Source organism: Olleya sp. KKT75, assembly GCF_055635485.1.
In genome coordinates this window covers 350,134-369,861 of sequence record NZ_CM145759.1, presented here as the reverse complement: position 1 = coordinate 369,861, position 19,728 = coordinate 350,134, and the positions used below count along the sequence as shown (strand labels likewise).

General features: G+C 30.7%; 22 protein-coding genes. 10 read left to right on the top strand and 12 right to left on the bottom strand.

Translation table 11 applies throughout. The annotated features are described in order from the left end of the window. Positions 1 to 36: 36 nt before the first annotated feature. Both ACZ2G2_RS01690 and ACZ2G2_RS01685 read right to left on the bottom strand, forming a co-directional pair. A complete protein-coding gene (locus ACZ2G2_RS01690) occupies positions 37 to 861 on the bottom strand; it encodes an ABC transporter permease (RefSeq protein WP_090839050.1) in 825 nt (274 codons plus the stop codon). Positions 862 to 885: 24 nt separating this feature from the next. Beyond that, the gene (locus ACZ2G2_RS01685) at positions 886 to 1,794 is read right to left on the bottom strand and encodes an ABC transporter ATP-binding protein (RefSeq protein WP_470393670.1); all 909 of its coding nucleotides are present in this window, start codon (positions 1,792 to 1,794) and stop codon (positions 886 to 888) included. 98 nt (positions 1,795 to 1,892) lie between these two features. Between ACZ2G2_RS01685 and ACZ2G2_RS01680 the strand changes: the two genes are divergently transcribed. Then, positions 1,893 to 2,951, top strand: coding sequence for a hypothetical protein (locus ACZ2G2_RS01680; RefSeq protein WP_101203073.1), 1,059 nt, complete (start codon positions 1,893 to 1,895; stop codon positions 2,949 to 2,951). On the opposite strand, the gene ACZ2G2_RS01675 is transcribed toward ACZ2G2_RS01680, so the two are convergent. Genes ACZ2G2_RS01675 through ACZ2G2_RS01655 form a run of 5 tightly spaced genes read right to left on the bottom strand, consistent with a single transcriptional unit; the run spans position 2,948 to position 6,979 of the window. After that, positions 2,948 to 3,466 carry an IS1096 element passenger TnpR family protein gene (locus ACZ2G2_RS01675; protein ID WP_090839056.1) on the bottom strand — a complete coding sequence of 173 codons (519 nt, stop codon included), beginning with the start codon at positions 3,464 to 3,466 and terminating at the stop codon, positions 2,948 to 2,950. The genes ACZ2G2_RS01680 and ACZ2G2_RS01675 overlap by 4 nt on opposite strands. Positions 3,467 to 3,505: 39 nt before the next feature. Beyond that, positions 3,506 to 4,522, bottom strand: coding sequence for a COX15/CtaA family protein (locus ACZ2G2_RS01670; RefSeq protein WP_470393669.1), 1,017 nt, complete (start codon positions 4,520 to 4,522; stop codon positions 3,506 to 3,508). Between the two features lie 17 nt (positions 4,523 to 4,539). Next, a complete protein-coding gene (locus tag ACZ2G2_RS01665) occupies positions 4,540 to 4,989 on the bottom strand; it encodes a GNAT family N-acetyltransferase (RefSeq protein WP_470393668.1) in 450 nt (149 codons plus the stop codon). 5 nt (positions 4,990 to 4,994) lie between these two features. Continuing rightward, positions 4,995 to 6,410, bottom strand: a complete 1,416-nt coding sequence (locus ACZ2G2_RS01660) for a CCA tRNA nucleotidyltransferase (RefSeq protein ID WP_090839064.1) — start codon at positions 6,408 to 6,410, stop codon at positions 4,995 to 4,997. A gap of 8 nt (positions 6,411 to 6,418) precedes the next feature. Continuing rightward, a complete protein-coding gene (locus ACZ2G2_RS01655; protein WP_090839067.1) occupies positions 6,419 to 6,979 on the bottom strand; it encodes an L-threonylcarbamoyladenylate synthase in 561 nt (186 codons plus the stop codon). A gap of 238 nt (positions 6,980 to 7,217) precedes the next feature. On the opposite strand from ACZ2G2_RS01655, the gene ACZ2G2_RS01650 reads away from it, so the two are divergent. Genes ACZ2G2_RS01650 through ACZ2G2_RS01640 form a run of 3 tightly spaced genes read left to right on the top strand, consistent with a single transcriptional unit; the run spans position 7,218 to position 10,831 of the window. Beyond that, positions 7,218 to 8,462 (top strand): glycosyltransferase, encoded by a 1,245-nt coding sequence (locus ACZ2G2_RS01650; RefSeq protein ID WP_470393666.1) that lies wholly within the window; start codon positions 7,218 to 7,220, stop codon positions 8,460 to 8,462. After that, on the top strand, positions 8,463 to 9,611 hold the full coding sequence (locus ACZ2G2_RS01645) for a glycosyltransferase (RefSeq protein ID WP_470393664.1): 1,149 nt from the start codon (positions 8,463 to 8,465) through the stop codon (positions 9,609 to 9,611). It begins immediately after the preceding gene. Beyond that, a complete protein-coding gene (locus ACZ2G2_RS01640; RefSeq protein ID WP_470393662.1) occupies positions 9,608 to 10,831 on the top strand; it encodes a glycosyltransferase in 1,224 nt (407 codons plus the stop codon). Before ACZ2G2_RS01645 ends, ACZ2G2_RS01640 begins: the two co-directional genes overlap by 4 nt. Here ACZ2G2_RS01640 and ACZ2G2_RS01635 read toward each other — a convergent pair. After that, positions 10,821 to 11,711, bottom strand: a complete 891-nt coding sequence (locus tag ACZ2G2_RS01635) for a glycosyltransferase family 2 protein (RefSeq protein ID WP_470393661.1) — start codon at positions 11,709 to 11,711, stop codon at positions 10,821 to 10,823. The two genes, ACZ2G2_RS01640 and ACZ2G2_RS01635, sit on opposite strands and share 11 nt — an antisense overlap. Positions 11,712 to 11,802: 91 nt before the next feature. Here ACZ2G2_RS01635 and ACZ2G2_RS01630 point away from each other — a divergent pair, with 91 nt between their 5' ends. From ACZ2G2_RS01630 to ACZ2G2_RS01620, 3 genes are read left to right on the top strand one after another with little or no spacing between them, the layout of a single operon-like run. Continuing rightward, a complete protein-coding gene (locus ACZ2G2_RS01630; RefSeq protein ID WP_470393659.1) occupies positions 11,803 to 12,714 on the top strand; it encodes a hypothetical protein in 912 nt (303 codons plus the stop codon). Beyond that, positions 12,707 to 13,504: a glycosyltransferase family 2 protein gene (locus ACZ2G2_RS01625; RefSeq protein WP_470393657.1), complete on the top strand. Its 798-nt coding sequence runs from the start codon at positions 12,707 to 12,709 to the stop codon at positions 13,502 to 13,504. The genes ACZ2G2_RS01630 and ACZ2G2_RS01625 overlap by 8 nt, the downstream gene beginning before the upstream one ends. Further along, positions 13,491 to 14,255, top strand: coding sequence for a lipopolysaccharide kinase InaA family protein (locus tag ACZ2G2_RS01620; protein WP_470393655.1), 765 nt, complete (start codon positions 13,491 to 13,493; stop codon positions 14,253 to 14,255). Before ACZ2G2_RS01625 ends, ACZ2G2_RS01620 begins: the two co-directional genes overlap by 14 nt. Here ACZ2G2_RS01620 and ACZ2G2_RS01615 read toward each other — a convergent pair. From ACZ2G2_RS01615 to ACZ2G2_RS01600, 4 genes are all read right to left on the bottom strand, one after another. Then, the gene (locus tag ACZ2G2_RS01615; protein WP_470393653.1) at positions 14,252 to 15,001 is read right to left on the bottom strand and encodes a glycosyltransferase family 2 protein; all 750 of its coding nucleotides are present in this window, start codon (positions 14,999 to 15,001) and stop codon (positions 14,252 to 14,254) included. The genes ACZ2G2_RS01620 and ACZ2G2_RS01615 overlap by 4 nt on opposite strands. 25 nt (positions 15,002 to 15,026) lie before the next feature. Beyond that, positions 15,027 to 16,100: a CDP-glycerol glycerophosphotransferase family protein gene (locus ACZ2G2_RS01610; protein ID WP_470393652.1), complete on the bottom strand. Its 1,074-nt coding sequence runs from the start codon at positions 16,098 to 16,100 to the stop codon at positions 15,027 to 15,029. Positions 16,101 to 16,102: 2 nt separating this feature from the next. Further along, on the bottom strand, positions 16,103 to 17,155 hold the full coding sequence (locus tag ACZ2G2_RS01605) for a glycosyltransferase family 9 protein (RefSeq protein ID WP_470393651.1): 1,053 nt from the start codon (positions 17,153 to 17,155) through the stop codon (positions 16,103 to 16,105). Between the two features lie 62 nt (positions 17,156 to 17,217). Continuing rightward, complete coding sequence (locus tag ACZ2G2_RS01600) at positions 17,218 to 18,033, bottom strand: 2,3,4,5-tetrahydropyridine-2,6-dicarboxylate N-succinyltransferase (protein ID WP_470393649.1); 816 nt, start codon at positions 18,031 to 18,033, stop codon at positions 17,218 to 17,220. 102 nt (positions 18,034 to 18,135) lie between these two features. Here ACZ2G2_RS01600 and ruvX point away from each other — a divergent pair, with 102 nt between their 5' ends. The 3 genes from ruvX to ACZ2G2_RS01585 all read left to right on the top strand — a co-directional run bounded on the left by ruvX (position 18,136) and on the right by ACZ2G2_RS01585 (position 19,676). After that, on the top strand, positions 18,136 to 18,546 hold the full coding sequence (gene ruvX / locus ACZ2G2_RS01595; RefSeq protein ID WP_272023897.1) for a Holliday junction resolvase RuvX: 411 nt from the start codon (positions 18,136 to 18,138) through the stop codon (positions 18,544 to 18,546). 8 nt (positions 18,547 to 18,554) lie between these two features. After that, positions 18,555 to 19,148, top strand: coding sequence for a peptide deformylase (gene def, locus ACZ2G2_RS01590; RefSeq protein ID WP_090839093.1), 594 nt, complete (start codon positions 18,555 to 18,557; stop codon positions 19,146 to 19,148). Positions 19,149 to 19,253: 105 nt separating this feature from the next. Then, positions 19,254 to 19,676, top strand: coding sequence for a DUF5606 family protein (locus ACZ2G2_RS01585; RefSeq protein ID WP_101017609.1), 423 nt, complete (start codon positions 19,254 to 19,256; stop codon positions 19,674 to 19,676). The last annotated feature ends 52 nt before the right edge of the window (positions 19,677 to 19,728 follow it).

The window sequence follows — 19,728 nt, the reverse complement described above, 5'->3', positions numbered from 1 at the left end:
ATATTTATTTAATATAAATGTTAAGTATTATAATTCCTACAAGTCTCGTTTTTGTAATAGTTTGTATGACCCGTATATAAATAGAGCAGTCCAAACCACAACAATCCCTATTTCGTTCCAATGCACAGCATAGTCATAAAGGAGTTCTGTTTTTTCTGGCGACTTCATTAATACAATACGTCTAAAGGGCTCGTCTATTAATTTCCACATGGATTTTAATGGGAAATAATTTTGGATGTTAGTTGCTATGTCATCATCATAGTTTTTTGCTAGTATCGCATATACAATCCATTCTAAAATAAAAAGGATAAACATAAAACCAAGCGCAAATGCTGATCGTTTGACTAATACGGCTAGAAAAAGACATAAACTAAAGAAGCCAACAAGCTTAACAAAATAGGCTAATAAAAATATAATTTCGCTATGCATGTAATAGGCTTCCGTATCTCCGGAGTAATACAATCCAATACATAAAGTAATTAGTCCAATTAATAACGTGGATACCAAAGCAAAAAAGACAATTGCAATAAATTTGGAGAGTATAAATTCTTTCTTGCTTAAACCATCAATTAGGTTTTGCTTAATCGTTTTATTGCTATATTCATTACCAATCATACTTACTACAACAATAGCAAAAAACAGTTTGAATTGGGCTGTAAAAAAAGTTGTTATGTGCCAAATGTATGGAAAGTCAAAAATACCAACGCTTCCTAAATCTATCGTGAATAAGCCGAAAAAATTGATTTTAAATGACGATAATAATATTATAAAAAAGGGCAGTATAAAAGAAAAAAAGATAAGTATTTTACTACTTCTGTTTTCTAGTAATTTTTGTAATTCTATGGATAATAGTCGAAACATGATTGCGGTTTGTTAAGGTAGTGGTTAGTTAGCGTCGTTTAGATCGTCTGTAAGTTGAAGGAATTGTTCTTCTAAACTTTCTTTTCTCAATACTAAGTGAGATAATAAAATGCCTTTTTCTAATAGCTCTTTGTTAAAAGCAGCAGCAGACATTGGTTGATCAATAAAAGCAGTTACTAAACCTTCCAGAATTTTGGTGCTTTTAATATTTGGATGCGCTTCTAGATAGTTAATTAAGTCATCAGTATTTTCGCTTTTTAATTCAAAAAAACCGTTGCTTGATATCATTTGATCTACAGGACCTTCATATAATTTTTCACCTTTTCTAAGTACGACAACATGAGAGCACACTTTTTCTACTTCGTCCAATAAATGAGACGCTAATAAAATGGTAGTACCTTGACTGGCTATGTCTTGTATTATTGCTCTAATTTGATGTATACCTTGGGGGTCTAAACCGTTTGTGGGCTCGTCTAAAATTAAAATTTCAGGATCGTTAAGTAAAGCGGATGCAATTGCTAGGCGCTGTTTCATCCCTAAAGAAAACGTTTTAAACTTACTGTCTTTTCGGTCTAAAAGACCTACTAATTCTAGTTTTTCGTTAATTTTATCTTCACTGATTTCTTTAATTTTACATACTAATTTTAAGTTTTTGTATGCAGACATATAAGGGTAAAAGTTTGGACGCTCAATAATAGCTCCAACTCTTTTTAATGCTTCATGTGTAGTGGTGTCTCCTCCAAACCAACTAAAGTTTCCGCTAGTAGCGTTGACAACATTTAAGGTAACACCCAAAGTGGTTGATTTTCCACTTCCGTTTGGTCCTAAAATACCATAAACGTTACCTTTTTGAATTGTAAAGGATAAATTATTGACAGCGGTTAAATTGCCATACTTTTTAGTAAGATTACTAATGCTAAGAATAGTTTCCAAGATGTGTGGTTTTTTGATTGGTTTAATAGTAAGACGATAGATTGTTAAAAATGTTACAAATTAAAATATAGTTTATAAATTTGAGAACAGATAAATTTATGAAAGATTTAAAAATTTCGAAGAAAAAACCGTCTTACCCAATTAGCGATAGATTGAATAAGTATTTAACAGAGTACAACCGTAACTCTAAAATAACTATTCTATATGACGATTTATTGCGTTTTCAGGGTGCCATAACGGTTTATGATAAAGATGATAATGATACGCTTTGGGTACGTGTGTATTTTAGCGAATTTGATAGAGAAGAAATTGATCTTAGTTTAAAAAAGGTTTACAGTAGACTCCACTCTGATGGAAATGTTACTGCTAACGCCTTTTTAAATATTGATGCCATAGACTATTGTACTTTTGGAAATTCTAAACCTTTTAGAGTAAAAATCAGGAATATTATAAATGACAATTACACCTATTTTTATGTCAAAAAAGCCGATGCTTCCCGTATTTACGGCTTAGAGTTAGAGCAGATGTTGTCTCCATATCAGTTAAACTTTATGGTGCACGGTAACACTTTAATAGAGGAGCATATTGCGGGAATACCTGGTGACGAGTTTATAAAAAATAATTTACCAGATTGTTCAGAACGTGAAAAATCTCAGATTGCAAAAGAGTTTGTTAAGTTTAACGAGCGTTGCATGATTAGATTACTAGGGGATATGCGTGCTTATAATTACGTAATTGTACCAACGCATGATTTTGATCACGTTGTGTTTAAAATTAGAGCTATTGATTTTGACCAACAATGCTACGAAGGGAAGTTTAAGGTCTACCGACCTCAGTTTTTTAAGGAAAATTTAAAATTAGTACAACTAGTCGCTAAAAAGTTTACTCAAGAATCTATAGATCAATATAAAATTGAAGAACGTTCTATAGTTGCAAAACGTATGATAAGTTATAACGACCGTATTGCCCAATTACTTGATTGCATGGTTAATGACGAAATATCAAATACAGCCAATATAGAACTTCTAAAGTCTAAAATATACGATCACACGTTAGATTTAGAATTTAAGAAAAGTAAAAATATGGGCGAAATTTTGAAAAACGCACTAAACTTTGTTAAACGTAATTATGAAGATATGAATACTCAGGATTTTTAATTCCAGTTTTCTTCAAAGTCTAAATTATCATAATCGTCAATATTAAAATCATCGTCCTCTAATTCGTCTTCAAATTCATCTTTCTCTGCTTCAAACACTTTTTCAGGTGCTTCAGTAGGTACTTGACCTTGAACGTACATTAGGTTAGGGTAGTCTACACCTTCGGCAACTTCAACAATTTCAGCTAATTCAACAAAAAAGGTCCACATACTCATAAAGTCGTAAACGTAAATTAATTTTGTTTGTGCTTCGTGTACAGTATCAGATAAAGAGGTTTCATTCATTAATCTAACCTCGTTTAATCCATCACTCATGTCAAAAAGGCTAATTTCTTCACCTTGATTCCACTCGTCATCACTTAAATAAAAAGAAGCCATTTCATTACCTTCAAAGCCAAAACATTGTGTGATAACATTATGTAGGTCTTCCATAGTATCGCTTTCGCGAATTTCAAAATCTCTGAAGATATCTTCTTTGGTATCGTTGTCTAATATAACTCTGAATCTGTAAATCATAATAAAAAAATAAGTGTGTAAAGATAGTGCTTTTAGCTGTTATTTACTAAAACGGTGTAACGTAAATGTCATTGCGGATAGCAATAAAAACGCACCTACTTGATGGGCAACACCTAACCAAACAGGAACTTGTAATAATAAGGTAAAAACCCCTAATGTAAATTGAAAAAACACGAGATACATTAATAAATTAAGCGCTTTACGTTGGTAGTTGGTTTCGATATATTTTTTTCCTTTAAAAAATATTAAAACAATAAATAGTACTACAACATATGCCAAGGTTCTGTGCACAAATTGCACACCGCTTTTACCTTCTGTTAAATTAGCAAATAGAGTTTCTCTTTCTAAATATACACTTTCGTGAATTAATTTTCCTTCGCTCATCATTGGCCAATGGTTGTGTACCCATCCAGCATCTAATCCTGCAACAAAAGCACCATAGATTATCTGAATAATTAACACTAACATACCTGCTTGCACTAATCTTTTAAACCTTGTATTTACAATTTTGTCAAACGGGAATATCAAATCTAGTGCGACCCAAAAGGTGACAGCAAAGGTTATAAATGCAGTTGTTAAGTGCATGGCTAACCTATAATGGCTAACGTCTGGTCTGTCAACCAAACCGCTTTTAACCATGTACCAACCTAAAAAGCCTTGTAAAGCACCTAGGCACATTAATCCTATCGATTTTTTTATGGTAGGTCCTGTTAGTTGCTTGGTAATTAAAAAATATAAAAACGGAAAGAAAAATACTAATCCAATAAAACGCCCAATAACACGATGGATCCATTCCCAGAAGTAAATGTCCTTAAATTCTTCAATATTAAAATGATTGTTTAGTTTTTGGTATTCAGGAAACTGCTTGTATAAGTCAAAAGCCTCTTGCCATTCTACATCATTCATAGGAGGGATAGTCCCAGAGATAAGTTTGTAATTAGAAATGGCTAATCCTGAATGTGTTAATCGGGTGATGCCACCAACAATGACCATTATAAAAATTAATAAACAACCCGTTAATAGCCAATAGATAACTTTGTTATTGTCCTTTTTCATATTGCTTTTTCTTTAACTTACAATGCTTTTTTAAAGCATATACTTTCTTTTACACCTTTATATTGACCGTAATTATCGATGATTTGATAATTACATTTTTTATAAAAATTAACCGCTTCTATTTGTCGTATGCCTGTTTCTAGGATACTATGCGTGTAGTTTAATTGTTTAGCCCAAACTTCTAGTTGTTTTAGAATAGCGGATGCAACACCTTTGCCTCTTGCAGCTTCAGTGGTAAACATGCGTTTAATTTCGACAGTATTGTTGTCAAAAGGTTTAAACGCTGCGCAACCAACAGGCGTTTTGTCATGGTAGGCAACTAATACGTGTTTTATGTTATCTAGACCGTTGTATTGATTGTAAAAATCGTGATCATCGCCATCTGTGATTTTAAGAAAGCGGTCTAGTTTTACAACTAGATTTTTAAAGTCGATGTTTTCAGAATTTGTTTTAATTAATTCTAACATGATTTTTAACTTTTAATTAATCCTAGAGCTTCCCCTTTTTTAATCATTAAATTGAAAGCAGCATCGTGCTCGTTTGGTATTTCTCCTTCAAGAATGGCTTCTTTTATTGCTTCTTTAATGATACCAATTTCTTTTGAAGGCTTTAAATTAAACGTTTTCATAATTTCTTCTCCCGATACTGGTGGTTGAAAATTACGAACATGATCTTTCTCTTCTACTTCTATAATTTTATCTCTAACAATTTTAAAATTGTTGTGATACTTTTCAAATCGTTTTGGGTTTTTGGTAGTAATATCAGCTTCGCAAAGCGTCATTAAATCTTCAACGTAATCTCCTGCATCAAAAACTAAGCGTCTAACAGCAGAGTCTGTTACTAAATCTTGTGCTAAAACAATAGGTCTAGAGCTCATAAATACCATTTTTTGGACAAATTTCATTTTGTCATTTAATGGCATTTTTAAACGTTTAAATAAGTGATACACCATTTTTGAACCTTCAAACTCATGGCCATGAAAAGTCCATCCCACTTTTTTACTAAAACGTTTTGTTGGTGCTTTCCCAATATCATGTAACAAAGCAGCCCAACGCAACCACACATTGTCTGTGTTTTTAGAAATATTGTCTACTACTTCTAGCGTGTGATAAAAGTTGTCTTTATGAGTTTGACCTTCAACTTCATCAATACCCTTAAGATTAGTTATCTCTGGTAAAAAATGTTTTAAAAGCTTAGTTTTTTCTAGAAGTAAAAAGCCTTTAGAAGGTATTTTACTTTCTATAATTTTATTTAGTTCAACTATAATACGCTCTTTAGTAATGATATTTATGCGTTCGTTGTTTCTGGTAATTGCTTTTAACGATTCCTCTTCAATAATAAAGTCTAATTGTGTAGCAAATCTAACAGCACGCATCATACGTAAAGGATCATCACTATAGGTTATATCAGGATTTAAAGGTGTTTTTATTATTTTTCGTTCTAAGTCGGCTACACCATTAAATGGGTCTAAAAGATCTCCAAAATTAGATTCGGATAAGCTTAAAGCAAGTGCATTTATTGTAAAGTCACGACGATTTTGGTCGTCTTGTAACGTACCATTCTCTACAATTGGGTTTCTGCTATCTTCGTTGTAAGATTCTTTTCTAGCCCCAACAAATTCTATTTCTACGTCATTATAACGTAGCATGGCTGTACCGTAAGTTTTAAAAACTTGTACTTTAGGTTTGTTTGGTAGTAGTTTAGCAACTTCTCTAGCTAATTCTATTCCGCTTCCTACAGCAACAACATCAATATCTTTAGCGTCACCTCGTTTTAATATAAAATCACGTACAAATCCACCAATAACATAACTGTCTAAATTTAAGTTGTTAGAGGCTTCAGATATAAATTTAAATATTGGGTTTTGTAGGGCTTCTTTGTAATTCATAAAACTATTTACTCGCGGATAACTTTGACCTCTCCTCTATTACTTAGTTTTATAATAGTAGAAGGATTTCCTCCGTTTTTTTGTTGGTGCAAATTTACGACATAATCCACACCTTTTAAAACAGCTTCGCTAATTTCTTTAAAGGATTTTGGTGTTGGTTGACCACTTATATTTGCAGAGGTGGATACAATTGGTTTTCCAAAATATTTTATCAATTTTTCGCAAAAATCATGATTCACTATTCTAATTGCTAATGTATTGTCTTTTGCTACCAAATTTTCAGCAATACCAGCTGGGGCATCATAGATTACAGTGGTTGGTTTGTCCGCAATATCTAAAATTGTGTATGCTATTTTTGGCACATTGTCTACATGTCTTTCTAGCATACTATAATTATTAACTAAGCAGATTAAAGATTTATCATCCTGGCGTTGTTTTAGTTTGTATATTTTTTGGACAGCGTTAGCGTTAGTTGCGTCGCAACCAATTCCCCAAACGGTATCTGTTGGATAGAGTATAAGTCCGCCTTGTTTTAAGATTTCTATTGTTTCTTGTATTATCTCCTTCATTAGTCTATGTTCTTAGTTTTAATTGTAAAATTAGATTTGATTAAAGTATTTAATAGACAATTAAGCTTGCTGCTTTTTTATACTTTTTTTTAAGTAACAAAAATACAAATCAATAGTAGCTTTTACTCTAACTATTTTGCTTTTTTTGAGTTTGTTAATCGAAAAGGAAGTATATATAAGATGAAAACGAAAAATGGTACTTAATTATATCTATTTTTGTTTTTGATAAAATTGGATTATGAATAATATTTTAGGAGTTAATGTTTATGGTTACCTTAATGAGTTGTCCGGTTTAAGCGAGGCCGCCAGGACAAATATTGAAGCTTTAAATAAAGTAGGTGTAGGAACTAATGTTACCTGTTTTAATTATAGTAATCAGATTGTAAATTATGATTTCAATCATAAAAATACAGATGTAAATTATAAGGTAAATCTAATACATATTAACTTAAATTTTATTGAAGATTTTATACAAAACACGAATAAGCAATTTTTAGAGAATCACTATAACATAGTTTTTTGGGCTTGGGAGTTTATTGAGCCTCCAATTGAGGTTATGAAATACTTGTCGTTTTTTGATGAGGTATGGGTACCAAGTGATTTTTGTGTAGAAGCCTTATCAATAACATCTCCAATTCCAGTTGTAAAAATTCCGCATTCTATTCAATCGATTGCTGGTCATTTAAAACGAGACCATTTTTCGTTAAACGAAGATGTTTTTATTTTTTTAACTATATTCGACTCTATTAGTTCATTAGAACGTAAAAATCCGTTAGCTACAATTGAAGCTTTTAAACAAGCTTTCTTTAATAATCCAAAAGTATGTTTGGTCATAAAAACACATCATTTAGATATGTTTCCTGAGCAAGCAGCATTACTTGATAACGCAATAGCAGGGAGCGAAAATATTAAATTGATTAACGCTTCTTTTGAAAAAGAAGAATTACACGGTTTAATAAATGTTTCTGACGCTTATGTGTCACTACAACGATCAGAAGGATTTGGGCTGACTATGGCAGAGGCTATGTCTTATGGTAAACCGACCATATCCACCGGTTATTCTGGTAATTTGGAGTACATGAATGTCAATAATAGTCTTTTAGTGAAATATAAATTGATACCTGTAAGTGAGGATTATGGTTTAACTAAAAAAGGCTATTTGTTTGCAGATCCTGATGTTAATCATGCGTCTTTTTTAATGAAAAATTTAGTAGAAGATAACATTTTGTTTAGCAACTTGTCAGAAAAAAGTAAAGCAGATATACTCACCTATTTATCTCAAAATTCTATTGGTAATAAGATTAAAAATAGATTACAAACTATAACTGATAACTTTTTAGATAAAGAAGTTAAGACTTTAAAATTATTAAATAATTTAGAACAAAAGGATAAAGAAATTAAGACACAACTCAAAAAAATAAGAAAATTAGAGAAAAATGTTTTCATTCAAATGAAATATCAATTCAAGAAAATATTTAAATAAATGAAAAAAATACTTTTCTTCTATCCAGAAAATCCGTTACTAAAACATCAAGGAAACAATGCTAGAGCTTTTTGCTTGTTGGAATATTTTAAAGCACAAAACTATCAAGTAGATTTAGTGTCTTTAGAGCAACCACATAAAGAAAATTTTACAAATGCACATTTAGCTACTTTAAAAAACAAGCATTTAATTACAAATGGTTGGCTTTTAAAAAGGAATAAACGAAGCGGAATTAAATATTCAATATTTAGTTTAAAACGAAAAATCAACAATCTATTTAAAAATAAAGTTTCGGCCTTTAACAGGATTAGATTTGGTCAAGGTGAAGAATTAGCTTCAATTACAAAAGATAAAACCTATGATATTATCATTATATCCTACGCATACTATCATGGTTTTTTAAAATATTTAAATACAACTAATTCAAAAACAGTAGTTGATACACATGATTTTTTGACGTCACAGTTTCAAAATCATAAGCAATTTAATTTAGGAATGTATTTTAATAATGAAATCCAGTTGTTAAATGATTTTGATGATGTTTGGTCAATTTCATCAGAAGAACATTATTTGTATTCACAATTTTTAGGAGATAAAGTTAAATTAGCACCTCATGCACTAGAAGACAAATCTTCGGATAACAATCAAGAGAAAAGCATAGATTTAATTTACGTAGCAAGTGATAACAGCCACAATGTTAAAGCAGCACATTGGTTTTTTGACAACGTATACCCTTTATTAAATAAGGACATAACTATTACAGTCGTTGGGAAAATTAGTCAAGTTATTCCGGATTTTACTAATGTTATAAAACATACTTATGTTGAGGATTTATCAGATTTATACCAAGCTTCAAAAGTATCCATATGTCCAATGATAACAGGTACTGGTTTAAAAATTAAATTGGTGGAAGCGTTATCTTATGCTATACCTGTAGTTTGTAACGAGAGAGGATTAGACGGACTTTTAAATAAAACAAATAATGGTTGCCTAGTTACAAATTCTGAAACTGAGTTTGCTACATTTATAGAACAATTATTAACTGACAAAAAAATGTATGACAAGCAAAGTCAACTGGCAAGAGATTTTTTTAAACAGTCTTTTTCAAAACAATCGGTGTACACTAAATTAAATTCAAATCTAAGATGAGTTTTAAATCGCTTAAAAACAAGTACAAAATCTCTTTATTAACCAAAAGGTTAAAAAAAGAAAAGCAGACATTTGACATACATGATTTTACTTTTTCTAAAAAAAACGTTTTAATTATTGATGAGATTATTCCAGAATTTAATAAGGATTCTGGTTCTAGACGCTTAACCGAAATTATAAAATTACTGCTAAAAAATAACGTATCAGTATTTTTGGTTGCAGACTTAAAACAATACAAGTATAAGAGCGATTACCTTAAAAAGTTTATAGATTTGGGTGTTAATGTTTATCAACCTAGTGTAGATAGTCGTGGTAAGCTTGTTACAAAAGAAAGATTTATACAGTTTATTGCTCCAAAAATAACTATTGCGTGGTTGCACAGACCAATGATTTTTAACAAATTTCATACGTTAATTAAAGTTGCTAACCCAAATGTAAGATTAGTATTTGATATGGTGGATTTTCATTATGTTAGATTGTTAAGAGAGTATGAGTTAAGTGGTAATCAGGCTCTAAAGATTGAAGCTGAAAAATTTCTTAAAATTGAATTAGAGAATTGTAAGTTAGCAGATACTGTTATTGCTATCTCTAAAACAGATAAACAATTACTTAAACAACATTTTAATGCTAGTGAAAAAGTTGTGTTGATAAGTAATATACATCAACATGTAGACAAGAATTCTGATTTTACAGTTTTTGAAAACAGAAAAGATATTTTGTTTGTTGGAAGTTTTAGACATGACCCCAATAATGATGCTGTCAAATATTTAAAGCAAAATATTATGCCCTTAGTTTGGCAAACTTTGCCAGAAGTAAAAGTTAATATTGTAGGTAGTTATATTACCGAAGATATAAAAGCATTGGCCTCGAATAGATTTAACCTTTTGGGTTTTGTGGATAATATTAATGTGACATTAAACTCTGCTAAGTTGTTTGTTGCTCCTTTACGTTTTGGGGCAGGTATTAAAGGTAAAATAGGACAAAGTTTAGAGCATAGCTTACCATTGGTAACTACAGATGTAGGTGCAGAAGGTTTTGATTTTGAAAATCAGCAAGAAATAATGATTGCAAATTCAGCAGAGGAAATAGCTCATAAAATAGTTGCTTTATACACAAATAAAGCACTTTGGGATGCAGCTAGTGATAGTTGTCAAGGTATTTTAAAACCATTTTCATTAGCAACCACAGAAGCGCAAATACTACAAATAGTTAACCCTTAACTCTCATAGAAAAACGTAAAGGATCACCACCTTTTAAGACTATTTTAAAAGGAACTAAATGTTTTTTAGGTTTAAAAATGCTTTTCACCCCATATTTAAGTGTTAAAATAAAGCGTAAAAATTGATAATAAGTTGTACTGTAGTTTTTCTTTATTACGTAAAGATAGGATACTGTAAATTCTCGTTTTAAAGCGATATTACCGCTGCTTTTTCCCATATAATGTATAAATGAGGCTTTAGGATAAAACTCTGTAAAATAACCTTGTTTTTTTAACCGAAGACAAATATCCATTTCTTCATAAAATAAAAATATTTTAGGATCAAAACCGCCACACTTTTCATATGCTTCTCTTTTAAAAAACATAAATGCACCAGAAACTAAATCAACAGTAAAGGGCTCTGATAAATCTGATTTGTGTAATTTACTGTAATATTTTACAGGTTTTTTCTGGTCAAATAAATGATACTTTAAATCTATAAACTGTCGGTAACTATATTTAAAAATTTTCCCGTTTTCGTCTACTTGTTTTAAGCCAATACAACCTGTAGCGGGTTTTGATTGACTATAGGTTAGTAGTTGTAATAGAGCGTTTTCGGTTAGTTCTGCGTCGTTATTTACAAAAGCGATATGTTTACCTTTAGAGTGTTGGAAGCCTAAATGGTTTCCACCTCCAAATCCTAAGTTTTCTGTGCTTTTTATTAACGTAAAATCAATTTGTTTTAAGTGATTTTCTACTACGTTTAAATCTTCTGTTTTCGAGTCGTTATCTACTACAATTATTTCAAAATTTAATCCTTTGGTATATTTGTATATGGAGTCAATACAACCAATCGTATAGCTTGAAGAGTTGTAATTAATAATAATTATAGAAACGTCCATGTAGTAATTTTCGGTAAAAATAAATAAAACCAACAGATTGACTCACTTAAGTTTTTATTATTTGTTAGATTTGTTTGACTAATAATTTATAATGAAAAACATTGTTGTTGGCTTTTTGATGTCTTATGACTACGAAAAGTTAAAACTATCCATTCCTCCAGTTTATGATCAAGCGGATAAAATCTACCTTGCATTAGACCACAAACAGCGTACTTGGACAGGAATGTCCTTTGAGGTGGATCATAGTTTTTTTGAATGGTTAACTAGTTTTGACAAGGATAATAAGATTGAAGTTTATAGAGCTGATTTTTACATTCCAGAATTAAATGCTATCCAGAATGATACAAGAGAACGTCATTTATTAGCATTAAAAATGGGGATTGGTAATTGGCTAATACAAGTGGATTCTGACGAGATTTTTATTGGTTTTGAAAAGTTTGTAAAAACATTAAGACATCATGATAAGTACTTAGATAATCCAAAGGAAAACCCAATTCAGATAGCAGGATTTTTAATTAATATCTATAAATATTTGGAGGATGGATTGCTGTATGTTAAACAGCCTACAAAAGTGTTTTTGGCTACAAATTATCCTAATTACAAAACCGCTAGAAAAACTAAAGAACGCATTATTTACACCAACAATGTGCTTTTACATGAATGTTTATCTAGAACAGAGGAAGAGCTGCGTTTTAAATTTAAAAATTGGGGGCATAGCCATCAATTTAATAATCAGTTTTTTGATAAGTGGAAAAAGGCAAATAAAAATAATTATAAAACAATAAAAGACACCTTTTATTTAGATCCTAAGCTTTGGAAGTCTTTAGGTTATTTTAATACTAAAGATTTAAAGAAAATAGAGAAAATTATAAAAGCTAATCCTAGAATGTGTCACTCTAAATTTTATTTGTTTAAAAAAAATATAGGACAATATTTTAAGCATTTGGGACTTTTTAAAAAGAAGAAGGACGTTAAATTTGAAGGCTATTTTAAAAATGACTAATACCTTAATTATATCAACATACAATTGGCCCGAAGCATTAAGTTTAGTTTTGAAAAGCGTTTTAAACCAGTCAAAACTTCCAGATCAAGTTATTATTGCGGATGATGGGTCTACTAAAACAACTAAAGTGGTTATAGATGCCTTTAAGTCTAAAACAACAATTACGGTTCTTCATCTTTGGCAAGAAGATATAGGGTTTAGAAAAGCAAAAGTTTTAAATAGAGCCATAGTAGAATCTACAGGAGATTATATTTTACAGGTGGATGGAGATTGTATTTTGCATAGACATTTTGTTAAAGATCATTTGTCTTTAGCAAAACCAAGCCAGTATCTTTTTGGTAGTCGTGTTACCATAAAAAAAACGTTTTTAGATTCATTGTTTAAAAGAAAAGGTATTAATTTTTCATTTTTGTCTAAAGGAATTAAGAAACGCACTAGAGCGATTCATATTCCTTTTCTTAGCCATTTTTATAAATCTAGTCGAGAGTTTTCTAAAAAATATAGAGGATGTAATACGTCTTATTTTAAAACGGATGCTTTGGCTATTAATGGTTACAACGAAGATTTTGAAGGTTGGGGTCGTGAGGATTCTGATTTCGCATTGCGATTATTGAATAATGGGGTTATTTCAAGACGAATAAGATACAAAGCGATTGTTTTTCATATTTATCACTTTGAAAAACCTAAAAATAATTTAGAGAAAAATAATAGTATTGAGTTACAGACTATAAAAAACAATGTAACGTGGTGTGACAATGGAATTAACAAAGATAAAAGTGAAAACAAATAGACAAGTACATCCAGACTTTAAAATAAACGAATCAGTTTTAGATGACATTTTTGTTAATTTTGAAACTAAAGGAACGCCCTTTGGCGATCAAGAACGTAATACTTTAAAAACGTTTGATTTGCAAGGTTATATTGTAAATGTAAAATCTTTTAGGATTCCTAATTTTATTAACCAAGTAGCGTATCGTTTTTTTAGAAAAAGTAAAGCACAGCGCTCGTTTATTTATGCTAATAAACTTAAAGCATTAAATATTGGAACACCACAACCTGTTGCCTTTTATGAAGAAATGAGCACTTTTTTATTTAAAAAAAGCTACTATGTTAGTCAACAATTAGATTGCGATTATACTTATCGAGATTTAACTAAAGATTTTAATATACCAGATTACGAAACTATTTTAAGAGCTTTTACTAGGTTTACATTTAACCTACACGAAAATAATATTTTGTTTTTAGATCATTCTCCTGGAAATACATTAATAAAAAAAGTAGGAGAGGACTATCAGTTTTATCTAGTCGATTTAAATAGAATGCAGTTTAAGGATTTAAGCCTTGATGTACGTATTAAAAACTTTGCAAGATTAACCATTCATAAAAGTATGGTTAAAATTATGAGTGATGAGTACGCAAAATGTTCTGGTGCTGATTATGACAAGATTTTTAATTTAATGTGGAAAGAGACTGAAGCTTTTCAAGAAAAGTTTTATCGTAAGAAACGTTTAAAAAAGAAACTTAAATTTTGGACACGTTAATGATTTAATGTTTTTAATGTTTTGTATCTAAAGTAAACACCATAGGCACTTAAGTAGCATAGCGTAAAGCCTTCTTTACCATCTAAGAAACCTAGTCTAAAAATATAATTGACAATAAACTTGTATAGTGGTCTAAAGTGTAAATTAAAGATATTGGTTGTCTTTCCTTTTTTGCTTAGTTCTAACGCTTTAAGTTTAGCATAATGCTCCATTTTTGACTTGTAATGGGCTGCGCTAGCAAAGCTATAATGTAGCATATTGTTTTTTAAAAGACCAGTTTCTCCTTCAATTTTCGGCATTTCATGTACTATTTTATCTTGGATATAAGATACTTTATTGGTCTGGAATAAGCGGTAGGTCGTATCTGTTTGAAAACCACTAAACCTAATGCGTTTATTTTTAAAGTAGAATAAACGTTTTACCATGTAACCAGAAATAGAAGTGTCGCTATTGATAGTTGTAATTATTTCTTTTTGTAATGGTTTGGTTATCCTTTCGTCTGCATCAATAAATAGTACCCAATCTTGAGTTACCTGCTTTAAAGCAAAATTACGCTGTTCTGCAAAATTTTTAAATTTATGTTGTATTACTGTTACATTGCTAAATTTTGCTGTTTTTTCTAAGGTAGCATCGGTACTAAAAGAATCTACTACAATAATTTGGTCTACAAATGAGATGTTATTAATCAATTTCTCAATATGTTTCTCTTCATTAAATGTTATAATTAGCCCGGCTATTGTTTTCATTGTGTTTAGTTAAATGTGCTAATGATTACTTAGATATTGTAAAAGGTTTATTGTAACTTTTTAGAGTAAAAAGGTTTAGTCGTTTACGTATTTTGTATTTGCGTATTAGATTTAAAGGTTTGTTTTTCAACTCTCTTTTATCTTTATGTAATTGCATTATACTGGCATCAATAATACGTTGGCTTGATTTTCCGTCAAAATAAGGATGCAGGTCTTTTATAAATATTTCGATGTTTTTAAGTAATTTTTCTGGAAAACTTAAAGCTTCAATAAATCCTTTTTCGATATTATTTGATTGATTGATATCAATTAAATAATTGTGTTTAAACGTATGGTTAAATGTAACTACAGGTTTTTTTTGTAGTAAAAATTCCTGAATAGCAGAGGTTGTATCAGCAAACATGATATCTGCTTGCTTGTATAGTGGTACTAAGTCTGTTGTATTACAGTATGTGAAATTTCTGTTGTTTATTGTTTGCCACTTTTGTTTAATAATGTTAGGTAATTTTGGGTGTAATACCATTATAAAATTGTAATTCCCATTATTAGATAATCGCTTTATTTCTTGAAATACGTCGTCATTGTAAGCTAAGCTTAGACGCTCTGTAAAAGTAGAGGCAATCATAATAGTATTAGAGCTTTTTTTCTTCTCTATAGGAAATAAAGGGTCTACTTTACTCCAGCCTGTTTCTATAACTTCAAAATAAGGATGTTTTATTTGCTGTGCAATAAACCCTTTAGTTGATGATGGACCTTGTGTGCAGTATAAATCAAAAAGGCCGCGAAGTCTAAAGTGAGCTTCTCCATAGCTTTTTTTTGGTCTCTTATAAGTTAAAAACCCATGAAACACTTGCACTTTCAAGCCTGAAATAAAATCAGGAACATCATCAGTGGCTGTTAAAACAACATTCGGATTATAATCTATAACATCCTGTATCGTATTTAAAGCATTATCTTTTTGTTGTATTGCTTTTTTACCATCTCCAATATCTGCAAACCATTTTACAGTATAGCCTCGTTTTAAAATTTCTTTTTCCAGAGGAATACCAATTGGTAACGCATAACTGTATGATATGTAGATTAAAAATTTATAATTCATGCTTATAAGTTACTTAAAAACTTTTTAAGTTCGGGTTCTATAAATTCAGGTTTAAGTTTTAGATAAAACATCTCAGGATTCTTTTTTGCTTCGTTTTTATCGGTTTCCCCGTAAGGGATATAGTCTGATAAATGTATTGCTATATTATGTCCTGGCTCGTTTTTACTATACCAATTAGCTTTATTTAAATACGGCGAAAAAATAGTAAAAGTAGGAATGTTTAGTGCTTTGGCCATGTTATTTGCACCTCCTTCATTTCCTATTAAGGCATCACATTGTTGTGTAATGGCTAAAAATTCTCTTAAGCTTTTTCCAAAGATATCAAAAAAGATGTGCTTTTTTGTTTCTGGTAGACAGTAATCAAAAATAGCTTTTGCTTCTGTTTTCTGCTTTGGTATATAATTAAAAAGTATCTGAGCGTCTTTAGTATTTGCTACAAGACTATCTAACAATTCAGCCATATATTTAGCAGGATAGGTTTTTATAGGACTACTACCTAAAACACTAATCATAAATAGAGGTTTACTGTCCTTTATTTTGGAACGCTCTAAATATTTTTTAGCATTACTTATTTCTTGAGGTTTCAAATAAATTTGAGGGACTCTATTTTTAAAAGTAATATCTAAAGGTTCTAAAAGTTTTAATCTGTTTTCAATTGCTAAACTAGCATTGTGTTGCGGTTTTTTTAAACGCTGTACAGTATGCGAAAAAACAAATGCAGTATATTTTTTATGATATGCTATTTTCGTTTTGGCAGCAGTAAAAGCGCTGATAAGTGCAGTTCCTAATTTGCCATAAACATCAATAACAATATCGTATTTTTCTTTTTTTATAGTTTTTAAAAAGCGATAAAATTTTAGTTTACTCTTTTCAATTTCTGGAGTAATAAAAACAAAGTTATCAATATATGGGTTGTGCTCTACAACCGCATATGTGTGAGTATTAATAACATAATCTAGTTGTGCCTTCGGGTATTTTTCGCGCAGAGCTTCAAACAGAATACTACTTGTCAGTACGTCCCCAATCATTTTCTGTTGTACAACTAAAATTTTCAATCGCTATTTATTTTATATCAGTACTTTAATTTGTTTTGATAATTACTGTAATTCTAAATTAATTACACAGCAACATCATACTCTCTTAAAGCATCATTTAAAGACGTCTTCTTATTTGTACTTTCTTTACGTTTTCCAATAATCAATGCACAAGGGACTTGAAAATCTCCTGCAGCAAAGGTTTTAGTGTAACTACCTGGTATAACTACTGATCTTGCAGGTACACGACCTTTCATCTCAACAGGTGTATCACCCGTAACATCTATAATTTTAGTACTCATGGTTAACACCACGTTAGCTCCTAAAACAGCTTCTTTTTCTACGTGTACACCTTCTACAACGATACAACGTGATCCAATAAATGCACCATCTTCTATAATTACCGGAGACGCTTGTAAAGGCTCTAAAACACCACCAATACCAACACCACCAGATAAGTGTACGTTTTTACCAATTTGTGCACAACTACCAACGGTAGCCCAAGTATCAACCATGGTTCCTTCGTCTACATACGCGCCAATATTTACGTAACTAGGCATTAAAATTGTTCCAGCAGATATGTAAGCACCATGACGTGCAACAGCATTTGGTACCACTCTAATTCCTTTTTCTTTATACCCCCTTTTTAGTGGAATTTTATCATGATATTCAAAAATACCAGCTTCTAAAGTTTCCATTTTTTGAATAGGGAAATATAAAACAACCGCTTTTTTAACCCATTCGTTAACCTGCCAACCATCAGTTGTCGGTTCTGCTACTCGAAGTTTTCCTAAATCTAAAAGGTTAACCACTTCTCTAATAGCGTCTATCGTTTTTGCGTCTGTTAATAACTCTCGGTTATCCCAAGCATTCTCTATTGTTTTTTGTAATTCTGTCATGTCAATTTTAATTTAAGACAAATATAATTCGTAAAAATTAAAATATGGCACAATATTTAAGGTGTTAAGAGTATAAAACTATAAATTTGCACAAAATTTAATATGGCTCGCATTTTAGCAATTGATTTCGGAAAAGTTAGAACAGGATTAGCAGTTACTGATGAGATGCAAATTATTGCCTCTGGATTAACCACAGTTAATACTAAGGAGCTTATTGCATTTTTAAAAGACTATCTAAGTAAAGAGCAGGTCGAATTATTTTTAGTCGGAGAACCAAAACAAATGGATAATACGCCAAGTGAAAGTGAAGCGTTAATTATTCCGTTTTTGGTAAAACTAGAAAATGCATTTCCTAAGATTCCGATAAAGCGTGTGGATGAACGTTTTACTTCTAAAATGGCGACGCAAACGTTAATAGATAGTGGATTAAAGAAAAAACAAAGACAAAATAAAGCGCTTTTAGACGAGGTTAGTGCAACCATAATCTTACAGAGTTACCTTTATAATCAATAATAAATAGTATGATATTACCAATTGTCGCCTATGGCGATCCCGTTTTAAAGAAAAAAGCGACTGACATTACTAAGGATTATCCAAAGTTAAAAGAACTAATAGCAAACATGTACGAAACTATGTATGGTTCGTTTGGTGTTGGTTTAGCTGCACCGCAGATTGGATTGTCAATCCGTATGTTTATTGTGGATGCAACTCCGTTTGCAGATGACGAAGAAGTTTTAGGTAAGGAAGAAAGTGAGTTTTTGAAAAATTTTAAACACACCTTTATCAATCCAGTTATTTTAGAAGAATCTGGTGATGAATGGGCGTTTAATGAAGGCTGTTTAAGTATTCCTGATGTTAGAGAGGATGTATTTAGACAACCAAATATTAAAATTGAATATTTTGATGAAGACTTTAATAAGCAAACTATGGCATTAGATGGTTTGGCTGCTAGAGTATTTCAGCATGAGTATGATCACATCGAAGGGATTTTATTTACAGACCATTTATCTGCTTTAAAAAAGCGTTTGATAAAAGGAAAATTAACCAATATCTCTAAAGGGAAAATCAATGTAGATTACCGCATGAAATTTCCATTAATGAAAAAGAAACGTTAAACGTTTGGAAAACCCAAACTAACATAAGATATTTGCCATCCAATTTTTGAACACTATGCAGCGTCAAAGTGAAAGATAAAAGGATAATTAAAAACAAGAAACTATATGGCTTTAGATAAAGTATTAGCAATTGCAGGTAAACCTGGATTATATAAATTAGTAACTCAAACAAGAGGTGGCTTTATTGCTGAATCTTTAATTGATAATAGACGTATGTCTGTTGGAATACAACAAAACGTTAGTATTTTAAGTGAGATTGCAATTTATACTTTAACAGAAGAAGTACCATTAAAAGACGTCTTAAGTAAAATTAAAGACAAAGAAAAAGGAGCACAAACTAGTATTAGTCATAAAGACTCTAAAGATAAACTGGAAGAATACTTTTTTGAAGTATTACCAGATTATGATGAAGATAGAGTGTACCCAAGTGATATTAAAAAAGTAGTACAATGGTATAATATGTTACAAAAAAATGACATGTTAGACTTTGATACAGCTAAGACTGAAACGTCTGACGAAGAAGAATAAATTGACTTAATTTATAGATATTAAAAATCCAGCTTTTGCTGGATTTTTTTTG